The 18,689-nt window shown below is 59.3% G+C and carries 14 protein-coding genes; 8 read left to right on the forward strand and 6 right to left on the reverse strand.

Annotated elements, in window-relative coordinates; genetic code table 11:
* The first annotated feature begins 9 nt into the window (after nt 1–9).
* Together HS101_13095 and HS101_13100 are read left to right on the forward strand one after the other, a co-directional pair.
* Nucleotides 10–261, forward strand: coding sequence for a hypothetical protein (locus HS101_13095; GenBank protein ID MBE7507199.1), 252 nt, complete (start codon nt 10–12; stop codon nt 259–261).
* Between the two features lie 337 nt (nt 262–598).
* The gene (locus HS101_13100) at nt 599–1,873 is read left to right on the forward strand and encodes an MltA domain-containing protein (GenBank protein MBE7507200.1); all 1,275 of its coding nucleotides are present in this window, start codon (nt 599–601) and stop codon (nt 1,871–1,873) included.
* 83 nt (nt 1,874–1,956) lie between these two features.
* Here the strand turns inward: HS101_13100 and HS101_13105 are convergent, their stop codons facing one another.
* Nucleotides 1,957–3,189, reverse strand: coding sequence for a hypothetical protein (locus tag HS101_13105; protein MBE7507201.1), 1,233 nt, complete (start codon nt 3,187–3,189; stop codon nt 1,957–1,959).
* Nucleotides 3,190–3,352: 163 nt separating this feature from the next.
* On the opposite strand from HS101_13105, the gene HS101_13110 reads away from it, so the two are divergent.
* Nucleotides 3,353–5,194, forward strand: a complete 1,842-nt coding sequence (locus tag HS101_13110; GenBank protein ID MBE7507202.1) for a sodium:proton antiporter — start codon at nt 3,353–3,355, stop codon at nt 5,192–5,194.
* A 52-nt stretch (nt 5,195–5,246) separates the two neighbouring features.
* Here HS101_13110 and HS101_13115 read toward each other — a convergent pair whose 3' ends face one another.
* Both HS101_13115 and HS101_13120 read right to left on the reverse strand, forming a co-directional pair.
* Nucleotides 5,247–8,216, reverse strand: coding sequence for a S8 family serine peptidase (locus tag HS101_13115; GenBank protein ID MBE7507203.1), 2,970 nt, complete (start codon nt 8,214–8,216; stop codon nt 5,247–5,249).
* A 263-nt stretch (nt 8,217–8,479) separates the two neighbouring features.
* On the reverse strand, nt 8,480–9,220 hold the full coding sequence (locus tag HS101_13120; protein ID MBE7507204.1) for a single-stranded DNA-binding protein: 741 nt from the start codon (nt 9,218–9,220) through the stop codon (nt 8,480–8,482).
* Between the two features lie 216 nt (nt 9,221–9,436).
* On the opposite strand from HS101_13120, the gene HS101_13125 reads away from it, so the two are divergent.
* The 5 genes from HS101_13125 (at nt 9,437) to HS101_13145 (ending at nt 13,636) form a co-directional block, all read left to right on the forward strand.
* Nucleotides 9,437–9,937 carry a J domain-containing protein gene (locus tag HS101_13125; protein ID MBE7507205.1) on the forward strand — a complete coding sequence of 167 codons (501 nt, stop codon included), beginning with the start codon at nt 9,437–9,439 and terminating at the stop codon, nt 9,935–9,937.
* Between the two features lie 176 nt (nt 9,938–10,113).
* Nucleotides 10,114–11,514 (forward strand): alpha/beta fold hydrolase, encoded by a 1,401-nt coding sequence (locus HS101_13130; GenBank protein ID MBE7507206.1) that lies wholly within the window; start codon nt 10,114–10,116, stop codon nt 11,512–11,514.
* Nucleotides 11,515–11,534: 20 nt separating this feature from the next.
* The gene (locus HS101_13135) at nt 11,535–11,864 is read left to right on the forward strand and encodes a winged helix-turn-helix transcriptional regulator (protein MBE7507207.1); all 330 of its coding nucleotides are present in this window, start codon (nt 11,535–11,537) and stop codon (nt 11,862–11,864) included.
* 6 nt (nt 11,865–11,870) lie between these two features.
* Nucleotides 11,871–12,551 carry an SdpI family protein gene (locus tag HS101_13140; protein MBE7507208.1) on the forward strand — a complete coding sequence of 227 codons (681 nt, stop codon included), beginning with the start codon at nt 11,871–11,873 and terminating at the stop codon, nt 12,549–12,551.
* A gap of 506 nt (nt 12,552–13,057) precedes the next feature.
* Complete coding sequence (locus tag HS101_13145) at nt 13,058–13,636, forward strand: hypothetical protein (protein ID MBE7507209.1); 579 nt, start codon at nt 13,058–13,060, stop codon at nt 13,634–13,636.
* A gap of 1 nt (nt 13,637) precedes the next feature.
* Here HS101_13145 and HS101_13150 read toward each other — a convergent pair whose 3' ends face one another.
* From HS101_13150 to HS101_13160, 3 genes are all read right to left on the reverse strand, one after another.
* Nucleotides 13,638–15,500 (reverse strand): serine/threonine protein kinase, encoded by a 1,863-nt coding sequence (locus HS101_13150; GenBank protein MBE7507210.1) that lies wholly within the window; start codon nt 15,498–15,500, stop codon nt 13,638–13,640.
* A 308-nt stretch (nt 15,501–15,808) separates the two neighbouring features.
* Nucleotides 15,809–16,375 (reverse strand): sigma-70 family RNA polymerase sigma factor, encoded by a 567-nt coding sequence (locus HS101_13155; GenBank protein ID MBE7507211.1) that lies wholly within the window; start codon nt 16,373–16,375, stop codon nt 15,809–15,811.
* An 828-nt stretch (nt 16,376–17,203) separates the two neighbouring features.
* Nucleotides 17,204–18,685: a DUF1501 domain-containing protein gene (locus tag HS101_13160; GenBank protein ID MBE7507212.1), complete on the reverse strand. Its 1,482-nt coding sequence runs from the start codon at nt 18,683–18,685 to the stop codon at nt 17,204–17,206.
* Nucleotides 18,686–18,689 lie beyond the last annotated feature (4 nt).

Below are 18,689 nucleotides of genomic sequence, written 5' to 3' on the forward strand. Positions count from 1 at the left end.
GAGTTCGTCATGAATACGCCGTGCTGTCTAAGCTGTGGCAACGCCGATCTGGTCTCGGGCACGATGCAGTCAACGGGTACGATCAACTTCCGACCCTACGACGTGAAGTTCATGACGTTCCGAACGGCCGATATCGCGGTCAGCGCGAGGATGTGCGGAAAGTGCGGGTGCATCACGCTGAACGGGAATCTGGAGAAGCTCAAGCTCATTCAGGGCACTGATAGCCCGGAAGCTGTTACGGCCTCACGGTCAGCCCCCTAGCGGCCCTCGCAAACGTAGCGGACGATTGCGACTCTGACGAAAAGGGTCGATCGAAACAGGTGCTTTCCGGAGGGGTTCGGAAGCCACCGGAAGACCCCACGGGTCTTCCAAATCTCCTATCTCCTGATCGGTCCAAGGTTTTCAAGCCAGCGGGCCGCATATCATGATTTCCATCTCTGTCCCGTCAGGTCCCGGATTTGACGATCCGAGCCTGAAAGGGAGGCAGCATTGCAATCCCCGCATGAATTGGGTTAGATTCCGGGTTCGTTCCCCGCGATCAGGGGGTATTTTCGCCGGAATGGAACCGGCGCCGGCCTTGTTGAAAGGAGTCGCATTCATGTCTTCGCGTCTGCTCTTCGTCGCAATTAGCTCGTTCGTGACGTTGTCTTTGATCGGCTGCTCGAAGCCGGAACCACTTCCGCTTGTTGATATTCAGAAAGACTACGACAGGCCGCTGCCGCCGGGCGCATTCGCGCTTCGCAAGATCGACCCTTCTCAGTATCCGAAGTTCGGCGAGGGGTGGTACAAGGCGAAGGGGACAGCGATGCGCGACGCCGTCGAGGGGAGTATTCGCTACCTGAACAAGCCGTCGAGCAAGAAGTACTATCCGCTGGGCCCGATTACGCATGAGCAGGTGATGGAGAGCTTGAAGCTCTTCCTGACCGTGCTCGATCAGGCGAACACGCCCGAGGTCCTGGATGAACTGATTCGCGACAACTTCGACGTGTACATGTCGATCGGCTGCGATGACGAGGGCACGGTTCTGTTTACCGGCTATTATTCACCGATCTTTGAGGGGAGCCTCACGCGTACTGATCAATTCAATGTTCCGCTTTATCGACTGCCGTCGGACCTGAAGAAGGACGGGGAGGGCAACCCGATCGGCGGTCCGTGGCATTCGCGCGAGGAGATTGAGACGAGCCACATGCTCGACGGACAGGAAATCGCCTGGCTTTCGGATCGGTTCGAGGCTTATGTGTTTACGGTGCAGGGCTCGGGGTTTATTCGATTGCCCGACGGCACGCTGCATGAGATCGGGTACGCGGGTCACAACGGCCAGCAGTACACGCCGATCGGCAAGCAGCTCATCGCCGATGGGAAGATCGAACGATTCCGGCTTTCGCTCGATACGATGATCAACCACTTCAAGAGCCACCCGGAGGATCTGGATTACTATCTTTTCCAGAACAAGCGGTACGTCTTCTTCCAGGAGTCGAGCGGCGGCCCATACGGTTGCCTGGCCGAGCGGGTGACGCCGTTCCACAGCATCGCCACTGACAAGGAGATTTTCCCGCGCGGAGCCCTGACGTTTCTCGATACACGGGTGCCGCTGGTGCCGGGTGAGTCGATGCGGCCGCTGCGGGGTTTTGCCTGTGACCAGGATCGCGGCGCGGCGATTCGTGCCCCGGGCCGGACGGACATTTACATGGGCGTCGGCGATGAGGCGGGCAAGAACGCGGGCTTTACCTATAGCGAGGGCAAGCTTTATTACCTGATCGCCAAGCCCGGGGCTGGGCAGAGTCAGCCGGTGTACAACCAGACGGCGACTGACAATTACGACCCGAATGGCCAGGTCGAGCCGGCGTCTTACGAGTCGGGGTCCGGTCAATAGGCGTCCGTCTCGCGCATCGCAATTCGCGATGACATTTAAGTGCTTCATGAAAGGCCCCGGGCACTCGCTCGGGGCTTCTTCATTCAGGGGGTGTTTTCGATTTCAGAAGCGCTTTGTTGGATGGCGAGAAAGAGCGATTGCTCGGCTTTTGAATATGTGCGATTGCGGCGGCCCACAACCGTTCGCGCGACGGCCAGGGCCTTTTGCGGGTCATTTGTCTGAAGCCCCTTGTCGGTCAGCCAGGAGAAGCTGGGGACGAAGCTGGGGACGAATCCGCTGAGCGCCACGTTGCACGCGTAGCCGATAACGCAACCGGTGGGGAGCGTGGTGCGGATGGCGGTCTTGGTATGATCGCCGATGAATGCGCCGACAAACATCTCGCCGGTGTCGATGGGCGTCCCGTTGATCGGGACTCGGACCGGGCCGTACGTGTTCTTCAAGTCGCTGCCGACGGTGTCAGCGCCAAGATTGACCCATTCACCGATGTAGGAGTGGCCGATGAAGCCGTCGTGCTGCTTGTTCGAGTATCCGTGGAAGATTGTTCCTTCCACCTCGCCGCCGATCTTGCAGACCATGCCGATGCTGCATCCGCCGCGGATGGCCGCGCCGGGCTGAATGGTGCAGCCGTCGCCGATGTAACAGGGGCCCTGAATGACTGCGCAGGCGTGAACGGTCACGTTTTCGCCGATGTAGATCGGACCGGATTCAGCGTCCAGGACGCTGCCCGGCTTGATGCTGCTGCCGGCGCCGACGTGAATGGCGCTTCCATTTACAAGGTGCGCGCCATCAGCAATGCGACCAGCGAGGTCCATCGGCGTCAGGCCGCACTGCCGGATGATTTCGGCGGCGTTTTCTTTGATGAGCTGCCAGGGGTGTTCGATGAGCACGCCCGATTCGGGGGGGAGCTGCTCGGTGGGGCAGGCCGCCAGTAATTCTTTCAATTTCGCCGGATTGAGAAGAACATCAAGCGTCAGACGCGCGCCGATGACTCGATCGAACCTGCCGGCGACGAGCGCATCGCCCATCCACACGGCGGCGCCCTTGGGAATGTCGAACGCCGCGCGCATGAGGAATCGCCCGTTGACCCAGAGTTGATCGTCGCCGGTGGCCGGCTGATTGACGCGTCTGGGTTGGCGTTCGGCGATGACGGCGGCGAGGGAGGGGCGGACGAAAAGTGCATCGGCGGTCAGCTTTGTGGCCTTTTCGATCTTTGAGAGCAGATTGTCGAAGCCGCAGCGGAGATTAAAGGTGCAGCGAGAATAGACCAGCGGGAGGTGCGATTGGAATCCGGCGTCTTCAAATACCAGTAATTGCATGAATGACTACCCTGCGACGGCGCTGACCGGCACGCGGATGGAGCAACCAGCGTAACGTTTACCGGCGCGCCAGCGGATTGACAAGTCCGCGGCGAGGCGGGGTGCGCGACCAACGCTTGCGGCGTGCTGGACGCCCCCATGAATCCGTCGGAGAATGCGGCTCATGCTGATATATGATGGGTACATTCTCGCGAGTTCCTCGACGTCCATGCTGGTCAGCCTGGCGAGCGTGATCGTTCTGGGCGGAGCGGCTCAGTGGATCGCCTGGCGCGTGCGGTTGCCTTCGATTCTGCTCCTGCTGATCGTCGGATTCGTCGCCGGTCCGGTCAGTCAGTTGGTTAATCCCGACGATCTATTCGGAAAGCTGCTCAGGCCGTTCGTCGCCATCTCGGTTGCGCTCATCCTGTTCGAGGGCGGGCTCTCACTGAATTTCGGTGAACTCAAGGGCAAGGGCAAGATAGTTCGAAATCTCGTCACGGTAGGACTCGTGATAACCGGCGCGATCGCGACCCTTGCCGCGCGGTGGCTGATTGGTCTGGACTGGGCCCTCGCGCTGCTGCTCGGCGGCATCCTTACCGTCACGGGACCCACCGTGATTCTTCCGCTCTTGCGCCACATTCGCCCGAAGGGGTCGGTCAGCACGGTCCTTAAATGGGAAGGCATCGTGATCGACCCGATCGGCGCGTTGCTGGCGGTTCTTATTTTCGAAGTCGTCCTCAGTCAGCACACCGGGCGCGCCTCGACACAGATGCTTGGAATCGCCATTCTCAAGACCGTCGTCGTCGGCGGAGGGCTCGGCGCTTTCGCGGCATGGCTGATGATCATCACGATCAAACACTACTGGGCGCCCGAGTACCTTCAAAACTCCATCGCCATGATGCTCGTTGTGGCATTGTTCACGGCCTCCAATTACGTCCAGCATGAGTCGGGTTTGTTCACGGTTACCTTGATGGGCATCGTCCTCGCGAATCAGAAGGCGGCGGACGTACGTCATATTGTGGAGTTCAAGGAGAACCTGCGCGTCATGTTGATTTCCGCGCTCTTTATTCTCCTGAGCGCGCGGCTCAAATTCGACGACTTCAAAGACATCGGCTTCGGGGCATTGGCTTTTGTAGGCATCCTGATCGTTATTGCTCGACCTCTGTCGGTATTTGTATCCACGCTGGGATCAACGCTCAGTCGAGGCGAGCGATTGTTTCTGGTGTTCATGGCGCCGCGCGGCATCGTGGCGGCATCCGTGGCTTCCATTTTTGCGCTCGACCTGGAGCAAAAAGGATACGCCCAGGCGCGCATGCTCGGTCCGCTTACGTTTACGGTCATCGTTACAACGGTTCTGTTCTACGGATTCACCGCCCCGTACATGGCCAAGCGCCTTAAACTGTCGGAGCAGGATCCCCAGGGTGTGCTCCTGCTCGGCGGACACCGATTCGCGCGAGCCGTCGCAGTGACGCTTCGCGAGCTGGGCTATCGCGTCGTCATCATCGACAACAATCCGCAGAACGTCTCGGCCGCGCGGCTTCAGGGTACGCCGACGTACCCAGGCAGCGTGTTCCGAGAGCACATTCTGGATGAGCTGGACCTCTCCGGCATAGGCCGAATAATGGCCATGACGCCGAATGACCCCATCAATGTACTCGCCGGACAGCGGTTTCTTCGTGTGTTCGGCGCGGCGGGTGTTTTTCAGATCTCCCCCAAAGCCGCCAAGGAGGGTAAGGATGGACTGGGCAGTCAGGTTCACGGCCGCCTGTTGTTCGCCGATGAGGCGACCTACGCGACCCTCGACGAGAGAATCGGCCGCGGCGATGTGCTGAAATCGACCAAACTCAGCGACGCCTTCAACTTTGCGGACTTCAAGAAGATGTACGGCGACGATGCCCTGCCGCTTTTTGTCGTAACGGATGACGAGAAACTACGGATCATCACCGCTGACAAGCCATTCGAGCCCAAGCCTGGTTTGCGGCTGGTGGCGCTTGTCAGACCGGAGCCGACGTCGCCAACCGCGTGACCAGCCGCGTGACCGGCCGCTGAACTTTATTGTCAGGACAACGCGAGTCCCATCAGTTACCCATGAGTGCATTGACGAACGGTTGAAGGTCCATCCCATTGACGGCGGCATCTCCGTTCATGTCGGCCAGTCCAATGTTGCAGCCGGGGCAATTGCCGGGGTCGATCTGGGCATCGACCATAAAGGGAATGTCTGAGACGTTTAGGGCGCCGTCTCCATTGACATCTCCCGCGATCGGCGCGGCGACCAACGTCGTATTCAGGTACAGCCAGCCGCCGCCGGAGATTGGGTTGTAGTCGGAGACCTTGATGACGTAGGGCCAGCCGGCGTTGACCGGATAGTTTGAGATGAGCGACTGATAATAATAAACGCCGCCTGAGTCGTCGTTGCAGACGTAGTATCCGAAGTCAATGGGATTCACGCAGATCGGCCCGTCGCGTCCCTGCCAGTACTCGCCGCAGGGATTCGAGAAGCCGGCGCCATCGACGACCATCAGCACCGTATCGTAGTTACTGCCGAACGTGTCGACGGTGAGGCTTCCGCTGGTCGTCGGAACAAAGCTGTAATAGACCGAGTTGCTGTTTCCGTCCGGATGGCCACAGCCGTACTCCCACAGTTCCGTGCATGTTCCCGGAGAGACCGTCGCGGCTCCGGTATAGACCGCCGGCATGTGATTGGTGCCGGGCGAGCCGGGGATGGGCGTGCGATTCAGGCACGAGTCGTTCGCCGGGGCGCCGTAGTGGAAATAAAGGTCGAAGAAGAGTTCGCCGCCGCCGGAGGCGGTGTTGTAATCGGACACCTTGATCTTGTACTCCTGCCCGCCATTGACCGGAACGCCGAGAATTTCCGACTGAAGGGTGCCGTTGATGTCATCGTTGCAGGCGAGCTGATTGGGGAACCAGATGGGAAGCGTCCCGATGTAAATGCCGCAACCGTCAAACACCGAGACGACCGTGTCATAGTTGGAACCCCACGTATTCACGTCGATTGTTCCGTTGGCCGGCGGGGTGTAGCTGTACCAGACCGAGTTGCTGACGCCGACGTTGCCAGCTTCGCAGGATTCCGCGGGTTCGAAGTAATCGGAAATCGTCGCGTTGTATGTGAAGATCGAACCGGGGTTGTAAGAGGTCCCGGGGATGACGATGGGATCGGTGCATTCATCGTTGACGGGGCCAAAGATAGTGATTGAACGATGAGCGTTGACCAATCCCCAGCCAAAGGTTGTGTCGTAACTGTACGAGCCCAGGTCGGTCGCGCCGGACTTCATCGCGGTTTCGATATTGATGGGGTTCCAAGCCGGGTGGGCGACTTTGACCAGGGCCGCGACGCCCGCAGCGTAGGGCGATGCGAAGGAGGTTCCATTCACCCAGGCGTAGTCGCCGGTCGTGTCGTAGCCGGCTGAGCCGGTGCGATCGGTGGTGCGGATGTTTGTTCCCGGTGCGGAGAAGTCGATTCCTGTGCCGTATTGGCTGGAGGCGTTTCGGGCTCCGGTCTGGGTCAAGTTTCCGACGGCGTTGACGGTGTCGGCGGACGCCGGATAGGCAATGGATGCCGCGCCGCTGTTGCCGGTGGAGGCGAAATGCGTGAGGCCGTTTTCGTAGGCGTTCAGATAGGCGTCGTCGATCGCGGTGGAACTCGCGCCGTATGCGTTGCTGTTGTTGGTGATTTCTATGCTGTTGTTGACGGCCCAGTTCAGGGCATTGACCGTCCATGTATTGTTGGTCGTCCAACCGGGTCCGCAGGTCGGTGTGTTGGCGATCATGCACCTCGCCGACACGACACGACAGAGCGGGGCAATGCCGACAACGCCCAATGAATTATTGAACCGCGCGGAGATGCATCCCGCCACGGCGGTTCCGTGATTGTCGCATGCGTTGGCAGGCCCGCCGCCGGCGATGCCGTCGGCTGCGCCGGTGGTGAAGTCGCGGCCCGCGTTCTGGTTGATGTCGGGATGGTCCTGCTGGACGCCGGTGTCAATCACGAGGACCTGCACGCCGCTGTTGCCGCGGGTGATGTTCCACGCCTCATTACCGTCCATGTCCATGTCGTTGGTGCCCCAGGTCCCGTTGATCCCCTGGCCGGTATTTTCAATTCCCCAGAGGCTGCCGAATTCTGTATCGTTGGGATATATATCGCTCAGCCCGGAGAAAGTCATTTCCGGCTCGGCCCATTTGACGCGCGGGTCCTGGGCCAGCCGATTGGCTGCGGCGAGTACGTCGAAGCCGTTTTTCGGCGTGCCGCTGAGGCGAAAGGCGCCCTGCATCCCGCCGAAATTCTGCTCTTTGATCTGGAAATCTTGCGCCAGTTCGGCGAGTGCACCCGCCGCACGGGCTGCGTGCTGCGCTTTGAATCGAACGAGGATGTCCGGTGCGATGATGATCCATCCGTCAGGAATGAGCGGGCTCTTGAAGACTGGCGAGGCGAACTCGACGCGGCCGGTTTGAACGGCCGATTCAATTTTCGCTTTCGCGTCGGTGCAGTCCGTGAGGGGGCGGGAGAGTTTGACAAAGCTCAGTCGGTCAACGCCGGTGGGCTCAGTCGCGGTGATTGCGAGGCCGATTGTCTGCTCCGTGCGGTTGGAGGCCTGACTGAGATCGACGCCTTCAGCGGTGCGAATGGCGAGACGATCGGCATGGAGTTCAAGAGGGATAGGCTGACCGTGGTAGAAGTAGAAGTTGGGGGCGGCGGGGTCGTCGCCGGCTGGGACGTTAAGATCGAGCTGCGACATTAACAGCGCGCCGTCGGCCTTGGGATTGTTCGCAGCCCGCGCGCTGATCTCCTGTGCGCTAAGGGGGATCGGCCGATAGTCAACCGTGGCGTTGTCTTTGATATAGGTGAGCTCGGAGGCGATGTCATCAATCCGGGCAGGGGCATCTTTGAGACGGGCGGCTTCCGGTGAGGTTGATTCATCCTTGGAAGCGATGGGCGAACTTTCCTTAGGCGTGTCGGCGAGAAGCGACGCGATGGAGGTCAGCAAAAGCAGGTTGGCCAAAATGCAGATGGTTTTGGGGGCGGCAGGCATTTTGATTCCTTTCTTAATGTAAAGGCCTGAGAAATGGCCCAGAAGGTGGGGCTCCGTGCACTCCGGATGCGAGGCCGGGTGGCGCCGCTTTCGGGCCTAAGTTTCCGTGCGACATCCGGGGGAGGGGATTCACGGTATTTTTCGCAAGAGGACTTCGGATTGGGTTTTCTGGGGAGGCCTTTGTCGCTGGGACGGCGAATCCGCCCGGATTGAAGTCCGGGGCTCGTCCTTCGGATGGCTGGAGCGGGTCGAGAGCTGGGTGGTTAGCGTTTGGGATGGGGGATGTGAATTCCGAGTTTGGCAAGTTGTCGATCGACCTGGCCTGGCCAGTCGGCGTTTGCCAGAGGGCTTGCGGGACTGGGGTGGAGAATGTCGCCGATCGAGAGGTTGATACCGTCTAGGGCGATCCTTGCCCGATCGGCGGCGAACTTGCCGATGCCGATGACGTGCGACGGCTGGAAGTACTCGACGGTCTGCCGGAGGGCTTTGTCGCAGGCGTTAAAGAGGGATTTTCGCTCGTTTGCCGGCAGCTTGTCGGGGGTCAGGTTTCTGCCGCTCGACTCGAGGAAACAGAGCGGGCAATAGTTCACGATGAAGAACCGGGCGAAGAATCGCTCAGGGGTGCGGAAGCGGTCACGGGCCCACCCCCAAACGCGCTTGCCGCTTACTTCGCTGCGCGGGCAGTCAAATCCGAGGACGGGCCGTTTCTTGTGTTCGGCAGCGGGCTTTTTGACAGCCCCTCCGACTGCGAGCCAGTCACGTACGAACGACACCTCGCCAAAGGGCACACCCGTTTGCGTCATACCCCACGGGCCGGGATTCATGCCGACGAAAAGGGTCTCTCGCGGCGAAGATCCGTAGCGGGCGGCGTACTGGTCGAAAGGCCCTCGGGCGTAAATCAGGGGGTTATAAACGTGAGACACGGGGGCGCTGAATCTCAGAGGGCGGAGGCTCCTTAAGAGCTTGTCCGTGATCGAGTTCAGGCTGAGTTGGCGGGGTCCCATATGGCTACTTTCGAGGTCTCGGAGTCTCCGGCTATCGTCGGTCATTGCCCGTTGGTGTCAAATCGCGGCAATCTGCGATGGGGGGTTTGGATCGCGAAAGGGCGGAGGATAGAATGGGGACACCCTCAGCCCGCGGGAATCGCAGCGGCAGGGTCCGGTAGCTTGCAGGGCTTTGGCAACTGTCCGGCTCAGGTGTGGGAATCAGAGGCATTTAGCGTGAGTATCCTCCATTGCTACCAAGTGCTTGGCCTTCAGCCGGGCTCGACACTTCGCAGCGTCCACCGCGCTTACAAGCAGATTGTATTGAAGCACCACCCCGATCGCACCGGCTCGGACTCCGCGAGCCTGGCGATTTTCGTGGAGGCGACCGAGGCATATGCGACGCTCAAGCGGGCGTACGCAACGCGCGAGGCTTCCAAAAATGCAGGAGTGTGCCCCAAGTGTGAGAAGTTTGCGCCGCTGTTGCGCGGCATCGGCCGGCGACATTACTGTGCTGAGTGCCTGCTGGTGAAGCGGCGGAAGTTCCTTCCCATGCCGACCTATGCGCAGGCAAAGTGCCTTGGCGTCATCGGAGTACAGGGCGCGGCGGCCTATCTGATCGTGAGCTCCATTTCCATGCGGAGCATGCCGCACGGCATCGCGGCGGTGGGTCTGGCCTTCGTCGGCATGGCAGTCCTGGCATACGAGTACTGGACCGCGGATCTGATCGATTCGTAGAAACCGGCGTGGCGGCCCGTTTTCGCGACGGCGTGGCTGACCCGGTGTTCCCATTCCCCCCTAGAAAAAAATCTACTGAGCCGAGCGTGAGGGTTGCAGAGCCCCGGCGATATATTTCAATGGATGTTGAAATATCGACGGCCGGCGACGCCCGCCGGTTTCAGGAGGATGGTTCAATGAGAACCCGCATAACGCCCGGTGCGACGACGATTTTTTTCGCTACTGCCATAGTCGCTTTTCCTTTAGGGACAGCGAGGGCTACAGGCGAAGTCATTCCTGAGCACGAGCGACAGGCGATTGCCGAGAAATTCGCGCAGCGGCTGGCCGCCGAGGAATTTGATGAGGCGACAGAGGACTTTGACGAGACGATGACCCGGGTAATGGGCCCCAAGACTTTGGCCGAGACGTGGAAGAAGGTCGCGGAGCAATGCGGCGAGTTCGGCGGATTCGGGCCTGCGCGTCATGACATCGTGGGGGACTACGACGTCTATGTCTTCCCCGGCCGCTGGAAGGCGATCGCGCTGGACATGCAAGTGACGGTGACAAGGGACGGCAAAGTCACCGGCCTTTTTTTCAAGCCCGGCGCTTCAACGCAGCCGTACACGGCTCCTTCCTACATCAATAATGACAAGTTCACGGAGCGCGATCTGGAGTTCGGTCATCCTGACTGGCGGCTGAAGGCCAAGCTGAGCGTGCCGAAGGGTAGCCGCCGCGCGCCCGGCGTTGTGCTGGTTCACGGATCGGGCCCGAACGACATGGATGAAACCATTGGTCCGAATCGTCCGTTCAGGGACCTTGCGTGGGGCCTCGCCTCGCGCGGGATTGCGGTGCTTCGGTACAACAAGCGAACGCACACCTACGGCGGCGCGATGAAACCGGGAGATGTCAACGTTCGCGCTGAGGTGGTGGACGACGCGGTGGCGGCCCTCAAGACTCTGCGCGAACAGCCGGAGGTCGACCCGAAGAAGACGTTTGTGATCGGACACAGCCTGGGCGGATGCCTGGCCCCAATCATTGCCGAGGAGGACGGTCAACTGGCCGGCGTGATCGTGCTCGCCGGAACGCTGCGACCGATGGAGGATGTGGTGATCGAGCAATTGGAGTACCTCGCCGGGCTGCCGGGGGCCGGTCAGGAGGAGGCAAAGAATATCCTGAATTCGACGCGCGATGAGTTGGAGACATATCGCAGGGGAGCCGCGAAGGAGAATCCCACGTTGATGGGCGTGCCCATGACGTACTGGCAGGATTTGACGAGCCATCTCGGCGATCGCGGGGCGAGCGCGATCCGTGGCTTTGAAGGGCGCGTTCTGGTCTTAAGCGGCGGGCGAGACTATCAGATCAAGCGTGCAGACTTCGATCTGTGGCGCGAAGTGTTGAAGGGCCGCTCCAAGGCGACTTTTCAGTGGGTGCCGGATGTGAATCACCTATTCTGCAAGGGCAAAGGGATGAGCACGCCGGCCGAGTACATGAGCACCGAGAAGCATGTGTCGAGCGACGTCGTCAAGGGCGTGGCTCGATGGATCAAGAAGGGCGAGTACGCTCGCAAGAAGTCGACTAAGAAGCAGCCGGTCAAGTGACGACGAGTTGATTCTTTCTGATGTTTCAAGTTGACCGATCATTCAAGGCGCTGGCCGATCCGACGCGACGCGACATTCTGACGGCGCTTCGCGATGGTCCGATGTCGGCCGGTCAACTGGCGAAGCAACTCGGCGTTGCGCCCAATGCCATGTCGTTTCATCTGAAGATTCTCAAGGAGGCCGATCTGGTGGATGCCAGTCGAACCGGTCGGCAAATCGACTACATGCTCAACACCAGTGTCTTTGAAGATTTTTTGAGCTTCATCATGAAGCAGATTCGGCCCGGTGATGCTCGCGGCGCGTCTTCGGAGAAGGGCGGCAGTCGCCGAAATCGCAATCGCAAGGAGTAAGTTGGAATGATCTGTCGAAGACATCTCGCGGTGATGGCGGCGTTGATCCTGGTCGATCTCGTTGCGACGGCAGCCGTCTATCGGCAACTGCCCGATCCGAGTCCGACGCACTGGAATCTGCAAGGTCAGCCCGACGCATTCGGGCCGCCGTGGAAACTGGCCTTTGTGGTTCCGGGGGTGGCGGCCGGCCTCATGGTGTTGCTGGCCGTCCTTCCCATTCTGGGGCCGTTTCGGCAGAACTTCGAGCGGTTTCGCGTCACCTATGGGCGCATGTGTACGCTTGTCGTGGCGGTCATACTGGCTTTTCACGCTGTATTCATGGCCGATGCGCTGGGCCGCCACATCGCTGTCGGCAGGAGCCTGGCGATCATCTGCGGCGCGATGTTCATGGTGATGGGGAACTGGCTGGGAAAAATCCGGCGGAATTTTTACGTGGGCATTCGTACGCCGTGGACTCTGGTCAACGAGCGGGTCTGGGAAAAGACGCACCGCGCCGGGGGCAAGCTCATGGTCTGCATCGGTGTCGTGTCGATCGGGCTCGGGCTCTTTGCGGACGAGCGAATCTGCACCGTCGGTTTTTTCAGCGGACTTGGGTTGCTCGTGGCGTGGTCGCTGATTTATTCGTTTGTTGTCTATCGGCGGTTGGGCCATGTTGATGACGTTGAAGGCCATCGGATCGCCGAATGAGCAGATGTTTCATGCAATGACCTCTTTGCAGACCGGCATAACTTTTCTCGCTCGCGTTTTTTCCACATCAGGCGTGCGAGGCGGTAGAGTTTTCATCAGCTTGCTGTAGTCCATCCCACAAGATTCCATTCTCACAGCCTATCGCGCATGTCAGGTTCGGCGCCGAGTCAGTGATTGAAGTGAATCACTGCGTCGCGCGCAGACATTTAACTTCTCCGTCTATTCATGCGTCATTTCTTCAGGTCGCACGCAAAAGATTTTCATAATGCGAGCGCGACCGTGTTGAACGGTGTTAGTCCTAACTGCACAGGCGACGAAGTAGGGTCGATCGTGGCTTGGTCGGCAGCACCACATGCCCAACGATGATGGCGCTCTGATTTAGCCTTCTTCGCACCTGTCAAGTCAAAGCTCCCACTTGCCAAGGCTCACGGTTCTGACGCCGTCGCGGCGGCTGCGGAGAAGGTGCGCGCACAGCGAGCGGCGAGCGCAGCAGAAGGGAGATCGCCGTGAGCACTCAGTTTTCCAGGTTTCTTGTTGGAATTTGTCTGGTTCTTCTCGTCGCGTCGTCGAACGTGATGGCTACGCCGCCGGAGAGTCGAATCGTCGTTTTCTCCATGCATGAGGACCCTCAGGACCCCGAGAGCGATGTTGTCTTTCGTGTGACGCTGAGTCTCGCGCTTGATTCGTACAACGCGACGTCCATCGGATGGGCGGTCGCCGAAGCGCAGTTCGAGACTGTGGGCGCATCACCGATCCTCTGGTCGGTAGAGAATCCCGCGCTCGATACGCAGGATGGCCTGTGGTGGACCGATCACGCCGATGTCGACGCGCCGGTCATCACGGAGTTTCTTCTTCCCCCGCATATGGAAGGCGAGGCAGTCGTCAAGGGCACGCAGGGCGCGAACCTGGACTACGCCTTTGGTGGCAACACGTATGTGCCGCCGGAGGCTCCCGCGACGCCGCCCTACGGGAGCAACACGGCATCCGCTTCGTTTTCGTTCTTTGTTCAGGGTGAATCGGTATCGCTGGCGGAAGGCGAAGACGAGCCGGTTGAGACTGGAGATGGTGTCGGCGGCGCAAGCTGAATCAGCGTTTTGCTGATTGAGGCGTATCGGTCGCAAGGGCGCTGATACGCCTCATGATTATACCTCGGTTCTTTTTGATCGCCGAAGTCACATCGTCAACGTCCTTTGCCATGACATCGATTCGGTGGGTCTTCTTGAAAACTCCGAGTTGGTTCTCTATCTGCTCGAGCCATCGCAAAGCTGCCATGTCGTCTTCCGGCGTATTTTGCTCTATGTGCCAGACAGCGAGACTGTTCTCGGCGCCTGTTAGAGTGATGATGGCGCCGATTGAGTCTGGGAACTTCTCAAACGCTCTGCAGGCTTCCTCGAAAGCTCGCTCGTAAATGAGGCGGCATTCGGCAAAATCCTTCTTTGCCCGATAGCAGGACGCAAGCGATCGCCTGGACGCGGCCAATCGCCTTATCCACCAGTTATTATTGGGATCCACCTCAGCGAGGACCTCGCGGATCGCCAAGGATTCCTGGAGGAGAGCGATGGCCTCATCAAGTCGATCGTCTGAATCGAGCAATTTTCCCCGATCACGGATTATGCATGCCTTCGTATGCAGATTCTGACCCAATACGTTTTGCCAGAGCAGGTCATCTGTTTTCCCTTCAAAGAAGGCGCGAGTGATCAGAAGAGCCTTGTCGACGTGGATATCAGCCTCATCAAGCCGTCCTCTGTCCTGAAAGACATCGGCCAACTGCTGATGTGCCTGCGCAAGAAACCGCACGGTGTCCCCGTCCGGGTCACTGATCCGCCCGGACATGTCAGTTGATTGCTGGAGCAGGTCAATGGCGTCTTCCATACGCCCTTCATCGCGGGCGATGCCCCCAAAATTCATGAAGCCGGCGGCGTGGAGCGCTTTCTGATAGTCATTGGTCAACCGGTTGGCGCGCACCCACATGATGCTTGTGCCGACGATGCCCGCCACCAGGACGACGAAGAGGATGGCCGCAAAGGTCGCCTGAAGCTTGTATCGCTTGAAGGTCCGCCGGAGCAGATACCAGGTGCTGTCAGCCTTGGCCTCGACGGGGAAGCCGTCAAGAAGTCGCCGGAAATCCTCGGCCAGCGCCGTCGCAGACTGGTAACGCCGCTCAGGTTCCTTTGCCAGAGCACGGGCGATGATGTACTCAAGGTCTTCATCGATCGTAATTGGGATTGAGTACTGCTCGTCACCCGCGATGGCCAGCGAAGCTGTCATTTTCGGAGGCTTCTCATTCTCAATGCGCTTGACTACCGCATCGCGCGGGCCGGTCACGACATAGGGCATCACGCCCGTCAGCGATTGATAGAAGATCACACCGAGTGAGTAGATGTCGGATCGAATGTCGACATCGGCGGTTCTCCCGCCGGCCTGCTCGGGACTCATGAATGGCGTCGTGCCGAGAACCTGGTCCGTCACGGAGACGGTCATGGATTCCATGTTGAACGGAGATTCCTCGTCGATGTGCTTGGCCAGACCGAAATCGAGAATGTGCGGTTCGCCGAGCCGGTCGATGAGGATATTGCCCGGCTTCAAGTCGCGGTGGATCACGCCGCGCTGATGGGCGCTGGCCACTGCGTCGCAGATCTTGATGAACAAGCGAACGCGATCGTGAACAGGCGGCCGATTGAGAAGCATATAATCATCGATGGGGTGACCGTCGACGAATTCCATCGCGAGATACTGCCTGCCGTCGACCACCCCGCTGTCTCGCAGTTTGACGATGTTATCGTGATTGAGATGTGAGATGATCGCGGCTTCTCGCTTGAACCGGTGGCGCTGGTGGTCCGATGAGAGAAGACCGTTCAGCAGCACTTTGACCGCGACGGGTTCGTTCGTAGCCTTGTGAATCGCTTTGTAGACGATGCCCTGGCCGCCTCGGTCCAGACGAGAATGCACGTCGTAGTCTTGAAGGTGCTGGGCGAGCCAGGCAAGCTGATCATCGTTGTCATGATTTTCAGAAATTGATTGATCGCCCCTGTATCTTGCGCCCTCGTGTACTCGTCGAGCTTCATCGAGAGCCCGAAGCACCTGGCGCGCTTCACTTGGAGAGTCATCCGGGAGGAATTGAAGCCCGTCACCGTTTGTTGACGACGAGTCGGTCCCGTTTACGTTTGCTGCGTCCTGTGCGCCACCAGCAGGACTTCTCTTGCCGTGCATTTCATCTCTCCTCCTAGGTGAGCGAATCGGGCCCGCGTCCTGCAATGTCAGAGCCTCGATCCGGATGATGCATCCGAGGATGAACCATCATCGCTCAAGTAGTCACTTTGATCGCCCATGAGATGCTTGAGTTCAGTGAGCCCGCGATAACGAAGCGAGCGAACCGAGTTCCTCGTGCGATTCATCTGCAGCGCAACTTCTTCGATTGAGAGACCAGTCAGGAAGTGTAGTTGCACGACCTCGCGGACATCGGGCCTGAGTCGGGAGAGCGCTACGAGCACTTTTCCCACGGCCTCGGTTCTGGCGGCCACCCGACTGGGGGTTTTCCCGGGTGATCGAACTTGGTCGAGGAGGTTGATGCAGGAAGTCTTCCACTGGTCTCCGTTGCGTAGAATCCGCTGGCCGCCTCCTCGCTTCTTCCGTCCGGCATCTCTGATTCTGTTTAAGAGTGCGTTATCGACAATCCGAGTCAACCAGCGATCCAGCGAATCTTCACCATCGCTCCGAAACGTATTGAGCCCTCGAAATGCTTTGATACACACTTCCTGAAGAATGTCCTCGGCGACAATCTGGGCCTTGTAAATCGGTGGTATCTTGCGATCGAGATATGCCAAGATGGACTTCGACCGCTTGACAATCGCTCTAGACAGAGCAGCTTCACTATCGAGGCATTCCATGGGTTGGGCCTTTTCTCTCAAGATTCCCTATTTTACCCGCTATTGCCCCGTATCCTTAAGCGAAAACCACATCGCTTTATCGGGCGCGAGGCTCACCTATCAAGGCGGATTACTTCAGGGTCGATAACGGAAGCCTTGACCCATAATACTACGAATCGGCGCATAAATGCCTGTTATTTCAAGGGTAAGCGTTCGGGGGCAAAAGGAAAACGGGGATCCCGACCGCCCCTGAAAGACGCCTTGTCATCAAAATAGTTTTTTCCTGAGCGCGCGGCCCTCAGACGGTGTTAACACAACTTGTGCGGTGCGTACTCCCGAGTATTTTGATGGGAGGCCATTCGCCGGGGTCATCAAACGTCTCCAAGGTGGAGATGGCCCGGCTTGATGCAGTCACGAGGACGGTCGGTTAGGAATGTGTAAACACTCGGTCCGAGGAGACGAATTCTGGTCGCCAATATCGCATTCAGGGGGCCATCTTTGCCTGAATCTCGAACACAACAGAATTCATGGCGCTGGGTTTCGCATGCCGAATGCCTCCAATGGCGCATCCAGAGTGGATTCCATGAGTACAGTTTGGGAGGCTCCTGTTTAGTGGGCTAAAGGGATGCGCACCGCACATTTTTTGCGTATTCCGGCCCCGACGACTTACGTCGAGCCTAATAAATGATATAGCAATCTGAATGAGCCTCAGGCTATGAGCGATCATTCGCGGGATTCCCGCGAAAGTCTCCTGGCCCGCACACCTGTCACGCACTTTTTTCTTAACTACGGTTGAATGGGTCGGCCTGTAAAGGCCTGAATGTCGCGGCCGTCGAGCAGGCCGTCGCCGTTGAGGTCTGCATTCATCGGATCACATCCCGGGCTACCCGCGCGGAACGACGCCTGATCCGTCACGGCCTCGGCAAATGGGGCGACATCACCAAGGTCAACCGTACCGTCGCAGTTGAGATCGGCCTGGGCGCAGGACTGGGTGACGCCGCGGAACGTTGGCGTGAAATCCGGGAAGACCGAAGCGAGGTTTGGATTGGCCAACCGCTCCTGGATGATCTCGGCGAGGATGTCGCGGTAGTCGATGGTGATGGCGAGGTCGCGCTGCTGGAACAATAGTTCCGGGGCCAGGCCGGGCCACTGGGTCAGGACCTGTCCGCCGGCGATGTTATTGCCCATGACCAACATGGCGTTTCCGTGACCGTGATCCGTGCCTTCGTCGCCGTTCTCCTCGAGCCGACGGCCGAATTCGGACATGACAACGACAGTGACATTCTTCCCGCTGGCGGCCAGGACATCGGCGTGCAACGCGGCGAGGGCAGTTGAAAGATCGGTCAGCTTGGTTGCGAGTACGCCCTCATGCGGGCCCATCTCGATGTGGGTATCCCAACCTCCGATGTCAATGGCGATGGCCTCGACGCCAATCTCCGCCTTGATCAATGCGGCGGAGGCTTTGAGTGAGCGACCAAAAGGCGAGTCCGGGTATATTGCGGACCCGGCGGGCACATAACCCCCGAAATCAATCGTATCCAACAGGTCGATCGTGGCCTGGGTCGTCTGAGCCGCTGCGCGGAGCGGATCTGAGGTGAGGTTATAGAGACTATCGAGGGTGGCTCGACGCGTGCCAAGTGTTGCGGGCGGACCTTCAAGGCCGAAGTCCGTGATGTCGGCAGAGGGCAGAGCAGCGGGCGCGCCGTTCAGACTCCGGGGCAACAAGTGCTGCATGCCGACTGCGCGGAGCATTGAGCCGGGCACGAGGGGCGCAGTCGTCAGAAGGTGGCGCCCCAGCCAACCGGTGAATTGCGAAGGATTCGACGGGTTGCCGAGTTCCATCAGGGCCATGGCATCGAAATGGGACCGCGACGTGTCGGTCGAGCCGCAAGCATGGACGATGAGAAGGTCGCCATTGGCATAGGCCGGCAAGAGCGGCAGCATGGACGGCGGAAAACCGAAGAAACCATTGAGATCGGTCGCGGCGAAGGGCTGCCCGCTGCCGGGGGGCGGAATCGCGAGAATCGGGCGCTTGGCGTAGTACTCGGTTTCGCCATGGGGCACGCACATGGTCATGCCGTCCATCGCCCCGCGAAGGAAGACCGCAATCACCACGTCGCGCGCGGAGCAGAAATCACCTGCCAGGGCAACGCGCGGCAGCCAAGCTGGCACACTTGCCGCGAGAAGGGTTCCGCCCGATACACCGAGGAACTGGCGGCGCGAGAGCTCCAGATACTCGTGACAACCTTTGCAGGCGGGTTCACTCATCGTG

It is taken from the genome of Planctomycetia bacterium (assembly GCA_015075745.1).
Classification (GTDB): domain Bacteria; phylum Planctomycetota; class Phycisphaerae; order UBA1845; family UTPLA1; genus UTPLA1.